This window comes from Rhizobium sp. 25PS6, assembly GCF_032464655.1.
Classification (GTDB): domain Bacteria; phylum Pseudomonadota; class Alphaproteobacteria; order Rhizobiales; family Rhizobiaceae; genus Rhizobium; species Rhizobium laguerreae.
The window spans coordinates 15,274-30,881 of the sequence record NZ_JAWDIV010000010.1 but is presented as its reverse complement, the minus strand read 5'-3'; the positions used below and the strand labels follow the sequence as shown (position 1 = coordinate 30,881).

Here is a 15,608-nt window from a genome sequence, read left to right as displayed (position 1 = left end):
CGATGTCTACCGCCGGTCGGACCTGCGGACATAATCGACCAATGCGCGCAGCTTCAGCGGCTGCCTCTGGCGCCTGGGATAGTAGAGATAGAAGCCCGGAAAGGGTGGGCAGAAATCTTCCAGCAGCGGCACGAGTTCCCCGCGGTCGATATAGGGCTGGAAGGTCTCCACCATGCCGAAGGTGATGCCGGCTCCGGCGCAGGCCATGCGGATCATCATGCCCATGTCGTTGGTCGTAACGGCGGGATCAATCGCGACGTCGAAGTCGCGGTCGTTTTCGGTGAACTCCCAGCGATAGGGTGCCGTATCCGGGCGTGGCCGCCATCCGATGCAGGCGTGGTTCTGCAACTCGCCGGGATGGCGGGGGTGGCCGCGGCGCTCGAGATAGCTACAGGATGCGGCCGCGCATTGTCGCTGCTCTTCGGAGACTGAAATCGCGATCATATCCTGTTCGATCACCTCGCCGAGCCGGACACCGGCGTCAAAGCCGGCCTCGACGATATCGAATTCGTCATCGGTGATGGTGATATCGAGTTTGATATCAGGGCAGGCTTCCATGAAGCCGGCCAGCAAGGTGCCGGAGAGGAAGTTCTCGGCGATCGAGGAAACGGTGATCCGCAGCAGGCCGCTCGGGCGCGCCTGCATTTCCCGCACCGTCTGCATCGCATCCTTGACCTGGCGGACCGATGGGCGAACCGCGTCGAAGAACACTTCGCCGGCTTCGGTCAGGCTGACGCTGCGCGTCGTGCGCTGGACCAGGGCGACGCCGACCCGATCCTCCAGGCGCTGCAGGGCCTGGCTGACGGCGGAGCGGGTGACACCGAGCCGCTCGCCGGCGAGCCGGAAGTTCCGCGCCTCCGCCACCGCAAGAAAAACTGAAATGCCTTCGAGATCGTCGACCATTGGTTAGCATTTCTAACCAAGTCATCCTGGATTGGCAACTTAATCACTCGAGTTCTCCGTACTATCTTTCAGTCGAAGTCAACGAAGGCTTCGAAAGGCAAGGCAATGCGAAGGATTTTCACAAGCCCCCTCCTGCGGTTTTTCACGGCGGTCACCCTGGCTGGCGTGGCGACCAGTTCGTTCGGCGCCGATACCGTGAACGACCGAGAAACTCAGCAACAACAAACATGCGAGAACAGAATGCAGCAACATCCCTATGTCGGCATGTGGGTTACGGATGATGGCCGCGTCCGCCATGAGCTTCTGCCCAATGGCCGCTACGACGAAGCCCGCGGCAGCCGGGAAAGCGCCTATCGGGGACGCTACGACGTCACCGGAAGCCACATCGAATATTGGGACGACACGGGCTTCACGGCCGACGGCGATTTCGTCGACGGCAATACCCTCCATCATGGCGGCATGGTGCTTCGGCGCAGATGACGTGCCGCCCGAAAGGCAACACCACACAGAAGAAGGCCGCGTTTGCCGGCCGGAAAGGATGACGATCATGTCTTCCCCAACCCCCATCTGGTTCATCACCGGCGCGTCGTCCGGCCTCGGCCGGGCACTCGCCGAAGCCGTTCTGGCGCGTGGCTGGCGCGCCGCCATGACGGCACGCAGACCCGAGACCCTGGCAGATCTCACGGCAGAGCACGGAGGCCGCGCGCTTGCCCTTGCACTGGATGTGACGGATAGCAACGCCATCGCCGGCGCGGTTCATGACGCCGAAACGCATTTCGGTTCGATCGACGTCCTCGTCAACAATGCCGGCTACGGCTACCTCTCGGCGATCGAAGAGGGCGACGACGCCGAGATACGCGCCCAGTTCGAAACCAATGTCTTCGGACTGATCGATGTCACCAAGCAGGTTCTGCCGGGCATGCGTTCACGCCGGCAAGGGCATATCTTCAACGTCTCCTCGCTTGGCGGGCTCGTCGCTTTTGCCGCAACCGGCTACTACCACGCTACGAAGTTTGCGGTCGAAGCCTTGTCGGAATCGCTTTCCCATGAGGTCAGGCCGCTCGGCATCGATGTGACGATCCTCGAACCCGGCGCCTTCCGCACGGATTGGGCCGGCCGGTCGATGGTCGAATCCAGCACGATCATCGAAGACTATGCCGAAACGTCAGGCAAGCGCCGCCAGGCCACCCGCTCGATCTCCGGCAATCAGCCGGGCGATCCCGCGCGCGCGGCAACCGCGATCATATCGGCGTTCGAGGCGGACGCGCCGCCGCTGCGCCTGCTGCTCGGCGCACCTGCCCTGAAGATCGCCCGCGAACGGCTCGATGCGCTGCGCGCAAACTTCGACGCCTGGGCGGAGACATCGCTCAGTGCTGATTTTCCCACCTGACCACCAAAACCCTCAGCCGCATCGCCAGGCGAGCGGCGTATAATGGAGCTTGAAATGTCTGATATCAAAGGAAAAGTCATTGCCATCACCGGCGCCAGCAGCGGCATCGGGGAGGCTGCGGCAAAGGTGCTGGCTGCCGCAGGCGCCCATATCGTGATCGGCGCCCGCCGCACCGAGCGTCTGGAGGAACTCGCCGGCGAAATCGCCGCAACGGGCGGGACGGTGCGCCCGCGACAGCTTGACGTCACCGATCGTTCCCAGGTGGAGGCCTTTGCAGGCTTTGCCCGCTCCGAATTCGGCCGGCTGGATGTCATCGTCAACAATGCCGGCGTCATGCCGCTGTCGCCGCTCGAGGCTCTCAAGGTCGACGAGTGGGACCGGATGGTCGACGTCAACATCAAGGGCGTTCTCTACGGCATCGCGGCGGCGCTTCCGATCATGAAGGCGCAGGGATCGGGGCAGATCATCAACCTGTCTTCGATCGGCGGCCACAGCGTGTCGCCGACGGCCGCCGTCTATTGCGCGACGAAATTCGCAGTGCGGGCGATCTCGGACGGATTGCGGCAGGAGACCGATCGTATCCGCGTGACCGTCATCTCTCCAGGCACGACGACATCGGAACTGGCCGACACGATCACCGATCCGACCGCGCGCGATGCCATGAAGGCTTTCAGGGCGATCACGATCAGCCCCGAGGCGATCGCCAATTCGATCCTCTACGCCGTCAGCCAGCCTGATGACGTCGATGTCAGCGAGATCATCATCCGGCCGACAGCCAGCCCTTATTGAGCGGCTGAGACTCAGTCAAAAAGCACCTCCGCCGCCTAAAATCCCAGCGACTGCTGGGCAGGCGGCGGCGGGGCGAGGTTGACGCCCTCGAGCTCCAGCATGCGGGTCTTCGATGACGAACCGCCGGGAGCGGAGAAGCCGCCGATCTTGCCGCCGGCCGCAAGCACCCGATGGCAGGGAATGATCAGAGCCACCGGGTTCTTCGCCATCGCCTGGCCGACGTCGCGGGCGGCTTCCGGCCCGACGCCGAGCTCCTTGGCCAGCGCACCGTAAGTGGTCGTGTGGCCCCAGCCGACACGCCTTGCCGCCGCATAAATATCCCGGAAGAAGGTATCCTGGCCGGCAAGGTCGAGTTCGACGCCGGAAAAATCCGTCTCCTCACCCTGGAAGTAACGTTTCACTGCCGCGACCGTCTCCAGCACGGCAGGCGTCGGCGCGCCGGGTTCGGCATCCGGCAGGCGGAGCAGCAGGAGCCGTTCGGTGGCCTCTGCTGACTTGGTCGGCAGCTGGAAACGGGTGATGCCGGCGTCGCTCCAGGCGATGCCGCAGAAACCGCCCGCGGTTTCGAAGATGAGATAGTGGTGCGTTGTCTCAGCCATGACACAGCCTCCGTGTTTTCGATGACCCTCAAAATCGTATGAGACGGCCGCTGTTTCAACCCGTTTCTTGCGCGCGTAAGGCGTCCGGGAAATATTGCGATGCGTCCCTCGCAATGTCGATCGAACATCCAAGTCATCCGTTCAGAGCGGATTGTATCGGAAGATTATGTTCCCTTTCTGTTCTTGTTATTCAATCCCACCGGAGTATCCTTCGCCGCGTTTTTGGAAACGGCGAGGCGGGTCATGACGACCCTGAGAACCGACGAACCAGATTTCCTTCGACTTCGAGGATGGGCGAAGTCGGCGCGGGCGACCGCGCGAACACCATAGCGGCGGACACCGGCTTTTCTTCGCTCTCTGTCCACCTGGGGCGGTTGAGCGGCAGGCGGCTTCGATCTCCTGTGATTATGGCAAGGCTTTCTCCCTTTCGGCAAAGCCGCGGCTGAAGACGCTGCATGTGACGATCATCGGCATCGACGATTATCAGGAATTGCCGGAGGGCGCGGTGTTTGCGGCGCGGCAAGCCGGCGCCACGGTGGAGGGCGCGCCGATTGCGATCACTTTCGACAGGATTATGAGCTTCAGGCGGGAAAGCAAGGCGCGACCGCTCGTGCTTTGCGGCGAAGGCGGGCGGAAGGCGCTCACCCGGCTGCATGTCCAGCTCGGCGTCGGCATGCACAATGCCGGACTGCGCCACAATATCCGCCGCGATTTCACGCCGCATATGACGCTACTCTACGACCGCAAGACCGTGCCGCCGACGAGCCTCGACGCACCCGTTTCATGGACGGCATCCGAATTCCTGCTCGTCCACAGTCTTCTCGGAAAAACCGAACATCGAATCATCGATCGCTGGCCGTTGCTCGGCTGAGGCAACGATGTCCTCCCTACTCCGGCTTGCGCTTGGCTGATTTACGCGCATAAAGCTCGGGAAACCTGTTCGGATTGCAGCCGGGGAGCGAAGACAAAATGGACGTTTCAGAGATCATCATCCCTGGAGATACGCCGGGAACGGAGTGGCGGTTGCCGGTACTGCGCTTTAAAGGCCACGATCCGAAGGCGCCGAAGACCTATATCCAGGCGGCACTGCATGCCGGCGAGCTGCCGGGAACGGTGCTGCTGCATTTCCTCTGCGAGCGGCTGCGGCGGTCGGAAAGCCAAGGCGGGATCGCCGGCGATATCACCATCTTGCCGCAGGCCAATCCGATCGGTGCGGCGCAATCGCATTTCGGCGAGCTGCAGGGCCGTTTCGACCTGGGCTCACGCACCAATTTCAACCGGGATTTCCCGCTGATCTCGATTGTCGATCGCGCCACGCTGATCGAAGATCTCGACGATTACCCGGCTACCGACAGATTGAAGCGGCAGCTGCTGCATATGGCGCTTGGCGCCGATCTGGTGCTCGACCTGCATTGCGACGATGAATCCCTGCAATATGCCTATATCGACGAGGCCTTCTGGCCGGAAGCCGCCGATCTTGCCGCTGCACTCGAGATGGAGGCCGTGCTGCTTTCGGATGGCGAAAGCTCGGCCTTCGAGGAGGCCGTCGGCTTTGCATGGAAATATGAAGTTCCCGGCGAGCGTCGGGCCCGGCTGCCCGGCAAACTCTCCGTCACAGTCGAGCTGCGCGGCAAACGCGACGTCGATCCGGTGCTGGCGAAAAAGGATGCGGACGGGCTCTGGCACTTCCTTGCGGCACGGGGGATCGTTGGCGATGGGAAGCCGGCGGCAACGGTATTTTCCGGTCCGGCCGTGCCACTCGACAATGTCGAGATCATCCGCACACCAGAAGGCGGAGCCGTGCTCTTCCATCGCGATATCGGCGAGAGGGTTGCGGAAGGCGATCTTCTCGCGACGATCGTCACCCGGCCAGGGCAGCCGGGCGGCAGCATCGACCTCACCGCGCCGCAGGACGGGCTGATCCTCACCCGAACCTCCGACCGGCTGGTGCGGCGGCGCGGCGACCTGATGAAGATCGCCTGCGACGAACCCAGCAAGGCCTCCCGCAAGGCCGGCACGCTGGAGAATTGAACGGGACCGATTTTGTCCTGCTGCGATTGTCGACGCGCTGGGGGATAAAAAGTCGTACGGCGTTTGCGCCGGCCTTCGTGCATGTTATCTCGCTGTCATCACAGGGAGATCGATCGGGCATGGCCGTCACCATCTATGGCATCAAGAATTGCGACACGATGAAGAAGGCCCGCAGCTGGCTGGAAGAACATCGCGTCGCCTATGAGTTTCACGACTACAAGGCGCTCGGTATCGACCGCGCCCATCTCGAAACCTGGATCGACCAAGCCGGCCTCGATACCGTGCTCAACCGCGCCGGCACCACCTTCCGCAAATTGCCCGATGCCCAGCGCGAGAACCTGACCCGGGAGAAGGCAATCCAGCTGATGCTCGATCAGCCGTCGATGATCAAGCGGCCCGTGCTGGAGGCGAAGGGCAAGCTGCTGGTCGGCTTCAAGCCGGAGATTTACGCCGGTGCATTCGGCGGCTGACGGCGGGCCGCTGAACTCACGAGGGAAAGAGATGTCCAAGGCCACGCGCGCGACACAGCTTCTTTCGCAGGCAGGCGTCGCCTTCACTGTCCATGTCTATGACTACGACCCCAATGCCGAGCGCGTCGGGTTGCAGGCGGCCGAAGCACTCGGCGAGGCGCCGCATCGGGTGCTGAAGACGCTGATGGCGGAGGTGGACGGCAAGCCGCTCTGCGTCGTCGTGCCATCGGATCGTGAAGTCAGCATGAAAAAACTTGCCAGCGCCTTTCGCGGCAAATCGGCCAACATGATGAAGCCTGCCGATGCCGAGCGGCTGACAGGTTATCATGTCGGCGGCATCAGCCCTTTCGGCCAGAAGAAGACCGTGCCGACGGCGATCGAGGAGGCCGCGCTTGGCGAACCGCTGGTCTACATCAATGGCGGGCAGCGCGGGCTGCAGGTGCGGCTCGATCCGAAGCATGCGTTGAAGGCGCTGAAGGCCGTCGCCGCGCCGCTGATTGCCTGATCGGAGCATGATGCCGAAAAGTGTGAGCGGTTTTCGGACGACATCATGCTCTTACTATTGAATCTAGAGGAAGCGGTCGAGCAGCCGGGCGATCGTCTTCGCCTCGTTTTCGGCAAGCTTGCAACCGATATGGGTCTCGATCGATTTGGCATAGACGGTCCACATGCGCTCGCGAAGCTTTCGGCCGGCATCAGTGATCACCACCCAACGGCCGCGCCCATCTTCAGCGAAGGCCTCGCGCCGGACCAGGCCCTCTTTTTCCAGCCGATCGATCAGCCGGGAAAGATTATACTGGGCCAGCAATGTCCGCTCTTCGATTTCGTAGGGGCGCAGCCTGCCGTCTTGCGAGCGCGCCAATTCCCACAGCACGTCATACCAGGCAAGCGGCGGCATGCCGGCCGCCTTCAGGTCGGCTTCGATGGCGCCAAGCAACCGCTCGCGGGCGCGCATGATGCTCGTCCAGGCAGAGGTGACCGCTTCGCTCGGATTCGACGGTTTTTCAGACATAAATGCAGTTACATCTATCTTGAATTCTGTTACAACCGATATTAGATGCATTTACATCTATCATATTGCCAAGGAGAGCGCCATGAGCAAGCTTACCCTCGTCAGCCATCATCTCTGCCCCTATGTGCAGCGCGCCGCGATCGCGCTGCTCGAAAAGGGCGTGCCCTTCGAGCGAATCAATATTGATCTTGCCGACAAGCCGGACTGGTTCCTGAAGATCTCGCCGCTCGGCAAGGTGCCGCTGCTGCGGATCGAGGAGGACGGCAGTCAGGCCGTGCTGTTCGAAAGCAGCGTCATCTGCGAATATCTGGAGGAAACGCAGCCAGGTGTGGCGCTGCATCCAAAAGACCCACTGACACGTGCCCGCCATCGCGGCTGGATGGAATTCGGCTCATCCGTGCTTTCCGATCTCTGGGGCTATGAGACGGCGCAGGTTGCGGACCAGCTGGACGCCAAGCGCACGGCGCTCATCTCCAAATTCGCAACGCTCGAGAAGGTGCTGACGGACGGCCCCTATTTCGCCGGCAACGACTTCAGCCTGGTCGATGCCGTCTTCGCGCCGGTCTTTCGGTATTTCGATCTCTTCGAGACGCTCGGCGACGGCGACATCTTCGAAGGGCTTGAGCGTGTAAAGCGCTGGCGCAAGGCGCTCTCCGAACGGGCGAGCGTCAAGGCCGCCGTTGGTGAGGATTACCCGCAGCGGCTGATGGAATTCCTCGAAAAACATAACTCGATCCTGCTCAGGCTGCCTGCCGCAGCTTAAAGCCCCGCGAGCGGCCGGACACATAATCCGGCCGCTGTAATTCGGCAGCGGCGCGCTTCATTTTCGCCGCAAACGGGTCTAAGTCTTCCAGCCTCCCACCGTCGATGACAGAAGGCAGGTTGAACCATGACTTTCATGCCCCAGAGCCAGAACACCGTTGATCCCGTCAAGCTGGAAAAGCTTGCGGAAGTCGCCATCAAGGTCGGGCTGCAACTGCAAAAAGGTCAGGATCTGGTGATCACCGCGCCTGTCGTGGCGCTGCCGCTCGTCCGCCTGATCACCAAACATGCCTATCTGGCCGGCGCCGGACTGGTCTCCGCTTTCTATTCCGACGAGGAAACGACGCTGGCGCGCTATCAATATGGTAGCGACGAGAGCTTCGACCGCGCCTCCGGCTGGCTCTACGATGGCATGGCCAAGGCCTATGCCAATGGGGCTGCCCGTCTCGCGGTTGCCGGCGACAATCCGATGCTGCTGTCCGAGCAGGATGCCGGCAAGGTGGGCCGCGCCAATCGCGCCAACTCCACCGCCTACAAGCCGGCGCTGGAGAAGATCTCGAATTTCGACATCAACTGGAACATCGTCTCCTACCCGAACCCCTCCTGGGCCAAGGTGGTCTTCCCCGACGATCCGGAACCGATCGCGATCGCCAAGCTCGCCAAGGCGATCTTTGCCGCCTCGCGCGTCGATGTCAGCGATCCCGTCGCCGCCTGGGCCGAGCACAATGCCAATCTTGGCAAGCGCTCCGCCTGGCTGAACGGCGAGCGCTTCGCCTCGCTGCATTTCCGGGGACCGGGCACCGACCTGACGATCGGCCTTGCCGACGGACATGAATGGCACGGCGGCGCGTCCACCGCCAAGAACGGCATTACCTGCAATCCGAACATCCCGACCGAGGAAGTCTTCACCACGCCGCATGCGCTGCGCGTCGAAGGCCATGTGTCGAGCACCAAGCCGCTCTCGCACCAGGGCACGCTGATCGACAATATCCAGGTGCGTTTCGAGGGCGGGCGCATCGTCGAGGCCAAGGCCTCGCGCGGCGAAGAAGTCTTGAATAAGGTGCTCGATACCGACGAGGGCGCGCGCCGGCTCGGCGAAGTGGCGCTGGTGCCGCATTCCTCGCCGATCTCGGCCAGCGGCATCCTGTTCTACAACACGCTGTTCGACGAAAACGCCTCGTGCCACATCGCGCTCGGCCAGTGCTATTCCAAATGCTTCCTCAATGGCGCGACGCTGAGCCAGGAGCAGATCAAGGCACAGGGCGGCAATTCCAGCCTGATCCATATCGACTGGATGATCGGCTCCGACAAGGTCGATATCGACGGCATCAAGCCGGATGGTTCGCGGGTTCCGGTGATGCGGCAGGGCGAATGGGCCTGAGCGGCATCGTCGTGCGCTGACTGAGCCAGACGCTGGCAAGCACCATAGCGAAACCGCCGATCTGCACCGGCGTCAGGCTCTGGCCGAGCGCCAGCCAGCCGAGCAGGGTCGCGACCAGCGGGCTCAAAAAGCCGAGCGAGGCAACCGCCGAGGGCTCGATGCGCGACAGGCCACGGAACCAGAGCAGATAGGTGAAGGCTGCGCCGATCAGCCCGAGATAGGCGACGCCGGCAATGTTTGCAGCGGTCGGCATCGGCAGCGCCGGTTCCAGGAAAAGGGCGAAAGGCACCAGCAGCATGCCGCCCGCTGTCAATTGCCAAGCGGTGAAGGTGAGGTTTGAGACCGGCGGCGCCCAGCGGCGCGTCAGCACAGTGCCGAAGGCCATCGAGACGGCGCCGGCCAGACCGGCAGCGACACCTATCGGATCGAGCCCCGCCTTCGGCGTCAGCACCAGAAGTCCGACGCCGGCCATGCCGACGAGACCGGCCAGCACGGCCAGCGGCCGGATCGGGTTGCCGAGAAAAAGCCGCGACAAAGCGATGACGATCAGCGGCTGCACCGCGCCGACCGTTGCGGCAACCCCGCCCGGCAGCCTGTAGGCCGAGACGAAGAGCATCGCCCAGAAGAACGAGAAGTTCAGCGCGCCGAGAACGAAAGCCCTTCCCCACCAGATGCCGACAGGCAGCTTTCTGACCAGGAAGAGAAGCAGCAGGCCGGCCGGCAGGGCGCGCAGCATCGCAACCGTCAGCGGATATCCGGCCGGCAGGAAAGCGGTGGTGACGATATAGGTGCTTCCCCAAATGGCGGGCGCGAGCGCGGTTGCCATAAGATCGGCGACATAGCGTGAATTTGTCTTCATATCAAGAATCTCTATTTCAAGATAAATTAATCCTACACCTTCTTATCTTGACGTCAAGATAATGAATGGTATCGATGGAGCATGAGCGAAGACGGCAAGATGGACCATGTCGACAAGATCCTGGCGCAATGGCGACGGGAGCGGCCGGACCTCGACGTCGAACCGATGGGCATCCTCGGGCGTCTGAAACGTCTGAGTACCCATCTCGGCCGCGAGGTGGAGGCCGTGCTCATGCGGCAGGGGCTTTCGTCCTCCGCCTTCGACGTGTTGGCGACGCTACGCCGCGCCGGCGCCCCCCACCGGCTTTCGCCGGGGGCGCTTCTGGAGATGACCATGGTCAGCTCCGGCACGATGACCAACCGCATCGACCAGTTGGAGAAGGCGGGCTACGTCGAACGTATCCTCAATCCGGAGGATCGCAGGAGCGTGCTCATCGCACTGACGGAAAAAGGGCTTGCGACGGTGGAGACCGCCGTCGATGCGCATGTCGCCAATCAGCACCGGCTGGCGAAAAGTCTGAGCGCGGCCGACAAGGCGGAACTCGACAGGCTGCTGCGCAGGTTTCTTGCGGACTTCGAATAGCGCCTATCGAACTGCCGATAGCAGCTTGCGCACGCGATTGAGATGCGCCCTGCGCTTGGCATCGGTGGCCCGGTCCATGTCGTGCAGGCTGAGCATGCGGAAATTCAATCCCTTCGAGCAGAAGGCGGCGATGCCACGCTTCAACAGCCGGCGCACCGGATCGCCCATATAGAGACGCACCAGCCACCAGGGCGAGCCTGTCGTCGTCAGCGCATAGAGCAGCCTGATATTGGTCAGTTGCGGCACGATACGGCCGCCGGCGGCATCATGGCTGAAGGCAACGCCGGGAGCGAAAACACGGTCGAAGAAACCCTTCAGGATGGCGGGGAAATTGAACCACCATTGCGGAAAGACGAAGATCAGGCCTTCGGCAGCCTTCAGGCGGGCGACGATATCGGCAACGGCTGAGGTATCGTAGGGCTGATCGAAATAACCGCTGCGCTCGGCCTTCGAAAGGCGTGGATCGAAATTTTCGGCATAGAGATCGAGCAGGTCGACCGTATGGCCTGCTGCTTCCAGCGCCTCACGCGCAGTCCTTGCCACGGCGGCGGCGAAACTGTCCTCCAACGGATGGGCAAGCACCAGCAGGATTCGCATCGTCAGAACAGGCTTCCCTGCTTCGGCGGTTCGGCGGGTTTTGCGCTGCGCTTCTTGGCACCGGCCGGCGGTGTGCCACCTTCCGTGGTCATCGCGCCGACACGGCCGTCGGCGAATTCGATGGCGATGCCCATGCCGGCGGAGAGGTGAGCAGCCTGCGAGACCGGCCTGTTATCCTCATCGCGAATGACGGCGTAACCGCGCTTCAGCACATTCTTATAGGAGAGCGACTGGAGCACGCGGTCCTGCGCGGAAAGCTCGGCGCGCGCGCGGGTCAGCTGGTGGCGGACCGCCGTATCGGCATGGCGCGAAAGATTGCCGATGCGTTCGCGACCGCGGTCGGTCTGGGTCTTCAGCCGGGCTGGCAGCGAGGCGAGGATGGCTTCGGCGCGGTCGACGCGTGATTTCGAGCGGTCGATCAGCCGTTCGACCATGCGCTCGGCCCGGGCCATGCGCTCGTTCAGCGTCTGGCGGCGCTCGGCGATGCGATTGGACAGCACATCAGGACGCAGATGCGCGGCAACACGCTCGAAGCCGCGACGCTTGTTGATGGTGTTGAGCTCCAGTCCGCGGCCGAGGCCGATTGCCGCCTCGTCGAAACGGCGGCGCGGCAAGGCGAGAAGCTGATCGAGCGACGGCAATGCCCGCATCAGAGCACGCACCGAATGGCGGCGCTGATCCATCTGCCGGTTCATGCAACCCTGCAAGCGCGCGGCAAGAGCGGCGGCTTGCGCCTCCAGCTCCGCCTTGACGGGAACCGCCATTTCCGCGGCCCCCGTCGGCGTCGGCGCACGGATATCGGCGGCATAGTCGATCAGCGTCCAGTCGGTCTCATGGCCGACGGCCGAGATCAGCGGTATTGCGCTTTCGGCGGCGGCACGCACGACGATTTCGTCGTTGAAGCTCCAGAGGTCTTCCAGGCTGCCGCCGCCGCGCGCGACGATCAGCACATCCGGGCGCGGGATGGCGCCTGAGGGTTCCAGCGCGTTGAAGCCGCGAATGGCGTTTGCCACCTCCTCGCCGGAGCCCTCGCCCTGGACCTTCACCGGCCAGACGAGGACATGCACGGGAAAACGATCGGAGATGCGGTGAAGGATATCGCGGATCACGGCGCCGGTCGGTGAGGTGACGACGCCGATGACGCCGGGCATGAAGGGCAGCCGCTTCTTGCGGGCGGCATCGAACAGGCCCTCGGCGCCGAGCTTGCGCTTGCGCTCCTCGATCAGCGCCATCAGAGCGCCGGCGCCGGCCGGTTCCAGCGTCTCGATGACGATCTGATATTTCGAGGAGCCCGGAAAGGTAGTGACCTTGCCGGTAGCGATGACTTCCATGCCCTCTTCCGGGCGGAATTTCAGCCGTGAGAAGGTGCCCTTCCAGATGACGGCGTCGATGCGGGCGCGGTCGTCCTTCAGCGCGAAATAGGCATGGCCCGAGGAGTGCGGCCCGCGATAGCCGGAGATTTCGCCACGCACGCGAACCTGGTCGAAGGCGGTTTCGACGGTGCGCTTGATCGAGCCGGAAAGTTCCGAAACCGAATATTCGGCAAGGTTGGTCGGCGAATCGCCGTCGAAGACGTTGCTCATCCCTCTTTCTATGTCCATCCGCTGGAAACAGGAAGGGTGGCACGGGCTTTGGGATCGGTTTTCCCAGCCGTTGAAATCGTTGTGAGGAGGGGTTCGTCGCCATTGCATCAAGCACGCTCATCTCCTGGCATCCTGCACATGCATACGTTGCGGCCAGGTGGACAAACAACAAAATCGTGTAAATATGTTTTGGTGCGGAACGGATAGTTAGAATACGCGTTTTACCCGAAAGGGATTGCTAACCACCGCAATACAAAGGCTTTTCGGCGAAGATCGCCGGTAAATCTTTGTTAGTTGGCGCTTCCTATGCTTCCCCTCGTTCTCTCTGGGAAGGTGCTGAAATGATTATTCTCACAGCAGCAGCATTGGGCGTCAGCGCCGGGCAGACGCGTTCGGCTGGCGTGATCGCGCTGGTCGCCGCGCTGATCGGAATGACATTCGCGTTGGCGGCGATCACCTCGCCCGGGCCGGTGTCTATTCTCGCATTCGTCTATGCCGTGCTCGGCTATAATGGCGGCCTCATGCTCTTCGTGCTCGGGCTCTATGCCAATCAGCGCCTTCGTCGCGCCATGCGCGTTTCAAACTGACAGCGCGTTTTCACACTGATAAGGGCGTCGCGATCCTTCAGATTGGCTTCCCGCGCTTGCTTTGTTTTTACGCATGTCGTTGTCGCGACATGGTTATCCCATCCTGAAGATTGCCGGCGTCAATTCGTCGCCGGCCGATAGCGGAAGAACTGAACGCCCACGTCCGCCGCCTTCGGAAGCGGTTCCAGATAGGGCGGGATATTGCCCTTGCCGAGCTCAGCATAGAGCCCATCCGGCTTCAGTTTGGTGATCTCGCGGGTCTGCAGATCGCCGAGGCAGAAGGCAAGCACCGTCACGCCGGTCCCCTTCAGGAAGGCTTCCGCCTCCCGCGGCTCCGCCATGCCGATATGCAGCTCCGTCAGCATGCCGCCCTGATTGCGATGATAGGGCGCGGAGAGAACCCGGTTCGCGGTGAAGCGGAGGATCGGCACGCCCATTTCTGAAGGCGCCGAGACCAGTCCGGCCGGTAGCCCGGCGAGCGGCGCCAGCGCCGCTTGCGATGTGCAGGAAATCTTCTTTGCCGGCTCTGCCGCCTTTTTCTGTGCAGCATTCTGCATCTGCAGCGAGATAAACCCGCCACCGACGGCCCAGGCGGCCGGAGCACTGGCGAGCACGGTGACGATATAGATGAAGGCGGCGGCGACATTCTCGCTGTCGCTGTTGGAGATGCGCCTGATATCGATGATCAGCAGAGCAAGCGGCAGGATCGAGATCAGGTTCGAGAACGTCGAACCGCGCACCTGGACCAGCGCGATAGCCCAGCTCGTCATCAGCAGGAAGAGCAGGACCAGGTGGATTTGCACGCGGTCACGCTGGACGACGCGGAAGATGCAGACGGCGATGCCGAACAGGCCGGCCGCATAGAAGGCACCGATCGCGAAGGGATCGGTGCGTGCGAGAGCAAAAATCGACTGCGCTTCCGAAACATTTCTGAGCCAGAGCTCGACCAGCATCGGGTCGAGACCGACCAGCGGATCGCTCAGGCATTGCGGTGCGATCACGATCGCCGAACCGAGAACGCCGGCGCCGACGACGGCGAGTGCGGCAAAGCGCAGGGGCCGGCGCAAGCGGCTGGCAAAAACCGCCGAAAACAACAGCAACCCGCCGCCGATCGCCGCCAGGCTGTAATAGCCGAGCGAGAGATTGTCGCAGGTGACCGTCGAATAAAGCCGGGGCGGCACCGTTGCGAAGAAAAGGATGCTGATCGCAATCGTGAGCGCCAGCCCGAAGGCCTTGGCGGCGGCGGCGAAATTTTCGCCCTCCCACGCCCAGAGCAAGGCAATGGTCAGGCAGACGGCGGCGACGAAGGGGGTCGTCTCGGCGCCGATGGCGATGGCAACGGCTGCCGCGATGCCGGCGACCGCGTAACTCCAGGCGCGACGCTCTGGATCCAGCAGCATCGCGATCATCGTCGCGACCAGCGCCAGCTGCGCATTGTGGTGATCGATGGCGCCCGGCGCGAAACGGTTTCCGGTGTAGATCGCAAGACCGGTCAAGCCGAGACTGATATGCATGGCGGCAACCCCGCCGATGCGCCGGCCGGCGACCGCCATGGCGAGCATGGCGGGCAGGATGAGCGATACCGGCCAGGCGGCGAGCGCCAGCGCTTCGGCCGTCTCGCGGGGCGCAAACAGGCCGAAGAACCAGATGAGCGAGGCGATCGGCATATCGATCAGCCGCGACCAATGCATCAGCGTGCCGCCATCGAGGCCGAGACGGTATTGCATCAGATCGAACCAGCCCTGCCCGGCCAGAAAATCGCGAACCTCGACGAGACGCATTCCGTCATCATTGTCGGGGCCGACGTAATCGGTGGCGACGGAAAGCTTGGTGATGAGGATGGCGGCAGCAAGGATGACGCTATAGGCGATGACGGTTGGCCAGAGACGCGTCAGCAGGTCGCGCAGCCCGCCCGTGGGAGCGGGCAGCCCGCCCCTGGGAGCGTCGATCGCGGAGGATGCATGGGGGATCGGCTGCACAGCGTTCATTGTGGTTAGCGGTTCGTTTCGATACCCGAACTTTAGCCGTCGCCGATCAAGAAAGTGTAAAGCCGTTTGTGGCAG

The 15,608-nt window shown here is 62.6% G+C and carries 18 protein-coding genes; 11 read left to right on the top strand and 7 right to left on the bottom strand.

Annotated features, from left to right (window positions below; genetic code table 11):
• Positions 1 to 6 precede the first annotated feature (6 nt).
• Positions 7 to 903, bottom strand: a complete 897-nt coding sequence (locus RWK44_RS15665; RefSeq protein ID WP_316029064.1) for a LysR family transcriptional regulator — start codon at positions 901 to 903, stop codon at positions 7 to 9.
• Positions 904 to 1,008: 105 nt separating this feature from the next.
• Here RWK44_RS15665 and RWK44_RS15660 point away from each other — a divergent pair, with 105 nt between their 5' ends.
• The 3 genes from RWK44_RS15660 to RWK44_RS15650 are packed head-to-tail and all read left to right on the top strand — an operon-like array spanning position 1,009 to position 3,082.
• Positions 1,009 to 1,383 (top strand): Atu4866 domain-containing protein, encoded by a 375-nt coding sequence (locus RWK44_RS15660; RefSeq protein WP_316029063.1) that lies wholly within the window; start codon positions 1,009 to 1,011, stop codon positions 1,381 to 1,383.
• A gap of 58 nt (positions 1,384 to 1,441) precedes the next feature.
• Positions 1,442 to 2,293 (top strand): oxidoreductase, encoded by an 852-nt coding sequence (locus RWK44_RS15655; RefSeq protein ID WP_316029062.1) that lies wholly within the window; start codon positions 1,442 to 1,444, stop codon positions 2,291 to 2,293.
• Between the two features lie 54 nt (positions 2,294 to 2,347).
• Positions 2,348 to 3,082 carry an SDR family oxidoreductase gene (locus RWK44_RS15650; RefSeq protein ID WP_316029061.1) on the top strand — a complete coding sequence of 245 codons (735 nt, stop codon included), beginning with the start codon at positions 2,348 to 2,350 and terminating at the stop codon, positions 3,080 to 3,082.
• 35 nt (positions 3,083 to 3,117) lie between these two features.
• Here the strand turns inward: RWK44_RS15650 and RWK44_RS15645 are convergent, their stop codons facing one another.
• Positions 3,118 to 3,681 (bottom strand): methylated-DNA--[protein]-cysteine S-methyltransferase, encoded by a 564-nt coding sequence (locus RWK44_RS15645; RefSeq protein WP_131639976.1) that lies wholly within the window; start codon positions 3,679 to 3,681, stop codon positions 3,118 to 3,120.
• 271 nt (positions 3,682 to 3,952) lie between these two features.
• Here RWK44_RS15645 and RWK44_RS15640 point away from each other — a divergent pair, with 271 nt between their 5' ends.
• The 4 genes from RWK44_RS15640 (at position 3,953) to ybaK (ending at position 6,687) form a co-directional block, all read left to right on the top strand.
• Complete coding sequence (locus RWK44_RS15640; protein WP_316029129.1) at positions 3,953 to 4,552, top strand: 2'-5' RNA ligase family protein; 600 nt, start codon at positions 3,953 to 3,955, stop codon at positions 4,550 to 4,552.
• A 98-nt stretch (positions 4,553 to 4,650) separates the two neighbouring features.
• Entirely contained in the window at positions 4,651 to 5,712 is a 1,062-nt protein-coding gene (locus RWK44_RS15635; RefSeq protein WP_168286185.1) for a succinylglutamate desuccinylase/aspartoacylase domain-containing protein, read from the top strand.
• A 119-nt stretch (positions 5,713 to 5,831) separates the two neighbouring features.
• A complete protein-coding gene (locus RWK44_RS15630; protein WP_077977275.1) occupies positions 5,832 to 6,182 on the top strand; it encodes an ArsC family reductase in 351 nt (116 codons plus the stop codon).
• Positions 6,183 to 6,213: 31 nt separating this feature from the next.
• The gene (gene ybaK, locus RWK44_RS15625; protein WP_168286184.1) at positions 6,214 to 6,687 is read left to right on the top strand and encodes a Cys-tRNA(Pro) deacylase; all 474 of its coding nucleotides are present in this window, start codon (positions 6,214 to 6,216) and stop codon (positions 6,685 to 6,687) included.
• 63 nt (positions 6,688 to 6,750) lie between these two features.
• On the opposite strand, the gene RWK44_RS15620 is transcribed toward ybaK, so the two are convergent.
• Positions 6,751 to 7,194, bottom strand: coding sequence for a MarR family winged helix-turn-helix transcriptional regulator (locus RWK44_RS15620; RefSeq protein WP_131662873.1), 444 nt, complete (start codon positions 7,192 to 7,194; stop codon positions 6,751 to 6,753).
• An 82-nt stretch (positions 7,195 to 7,276) separates the two neighbouring features.
• On the opposite strand from RWK44_RS15620, the gene RWK44_RS15615 reads away from it, so the two are divergent.
• Both RWK44_RS15615 and RWK44_RS15610 read left to right on the top strand, forming a co-directional pair.
• Positions 7,277 to 7,957, top strand: a complete 681-nt coding sequence (locus RWK44_RS15615; RefSeq protein ID WP_170269624.1) for a glutathione S-transferase family protein — start codon at positions 7,277 to 7,279, stop codon at positions 7,955 to 7,957.
• A gap of 126 nt (positions 7,958 to 8,083) precedes the next feature.
• Positions 8,084 to 9,337 (top strand): aminopeptidase, encoded by a 1,254-nt coding sequence (locus tag RWK44_RS15610; RefSeq protein ID WP_168257147.1) that lies wholly within the window; start codon positions 8,084 to 8,086, stop codon positions 9,335 to 9,337.
• On the opposite strand, the gene RWK44_RS15605 is transcribed toward RWK44_RS15610, so the two are convergent.
• Positions 9,285 to 10,196, bottom strand: a complete 912-nt coding sequence (locus tag RWK44_RS15605; RefSeq protein ID WP_131639984.1) for an EamA family transporter — start codon at positions 10,194 to 10,196, stop codon at positions 9,285 to 9,287. The genes RWK44_RS15610 and RWK44_RS15605 overlap by 53 nt on opposite strands.
• Before the next feature lie 81 nt (positions 10,197 to 10,277).
• Here RWK44_RS15605 and RWK44_RS15600 point away from each other — a divergent pair, with 81 nt between their 5' ends.
• Positions 10,278 to 10,778 carry a MarR family winged helix-turn-helix transcriptional regulator gene (locus RWK44_RS15600; RefSeq protein WP_168285025.1) on the top strand — a complete coding sequence of 167 codons (501 nt, stop codon included), beginning with the start codon at positions 10,278 to 10,280 and terminating at the stop codon, positions 10,776 to 10,778.
• A 3-nt stretch (positions 10,779 to 10,781) separates the two neighbouring features.
• Here RWK44_RS15600 and RWK44_RS15595 read toward each other — a convergent pair whose 3' ends face one another.
• Together RWK44_RS15595 and xseA are read right to left on the bottom strand one after the other, a co-directional pair.
• A complete protein-coding gene (locus RWK44_RS15595; protein ID WP_316029060.1) occupies positions 10,782 to 11,375 on the bottom strand; it encodes an NAD(P)H-dependent oxidoreductase in 594 nt (197 codons plus the stop codon).
• Between the two features lie 2 nt (positions 11,376 to 11,377).
• Positions 11,378 to 12,958 carry an exodeoxyribonuclease VII large subunit gene (gene xseA, locus RWK44_RS15590; RefSeq protein ID WP_316029059.1) on the bottom strand — a complete coding sequence of 527 codons (1,581 nt, stop codon included), beginning with the start codon at positions 12,956 to 12,958 and terminating at the stop codon, positions 11,378 to 11,380.
• A gap of 341 nt (positions 12,959 to 13,299) precedes the next feature.
• Between xseA and RWK44_RS15585 the strand changes: the two genes are divergently transcribed.
• Positions 13,300 to 13,545 (top strand): hypothetical protein, encoded by a 246-nt coding sequence (locus RWK44_RS15585; protein WP_131662867.1) that lies wholly within the window; start codon positions 13,300 to 13,302, stop codon positions 13,543 to 13,545.
• Positions 13,546 to 13,664: 119 nt separating this feature from the next.
• On the opposite strand, the gene RWK44_RS15580 is transcribed toward RWK44_RS15585, so the two are convergent.
• Positions 13,665 to 15,533 carry a hypothetical protein gene (locus RWK44_RS15580; RefSeq protein WP_316029058.1) on the bottom strand — a complete coding sequence of 623 codons (1,869 nt, stop codon included), beginning with the start codon at positions 15,531 to 15,533 and terminating at the stop codon, positions 13,665 to 13,667.
• Positions 15,534 to 15,608: the final 75 nt, after the last annotated feature.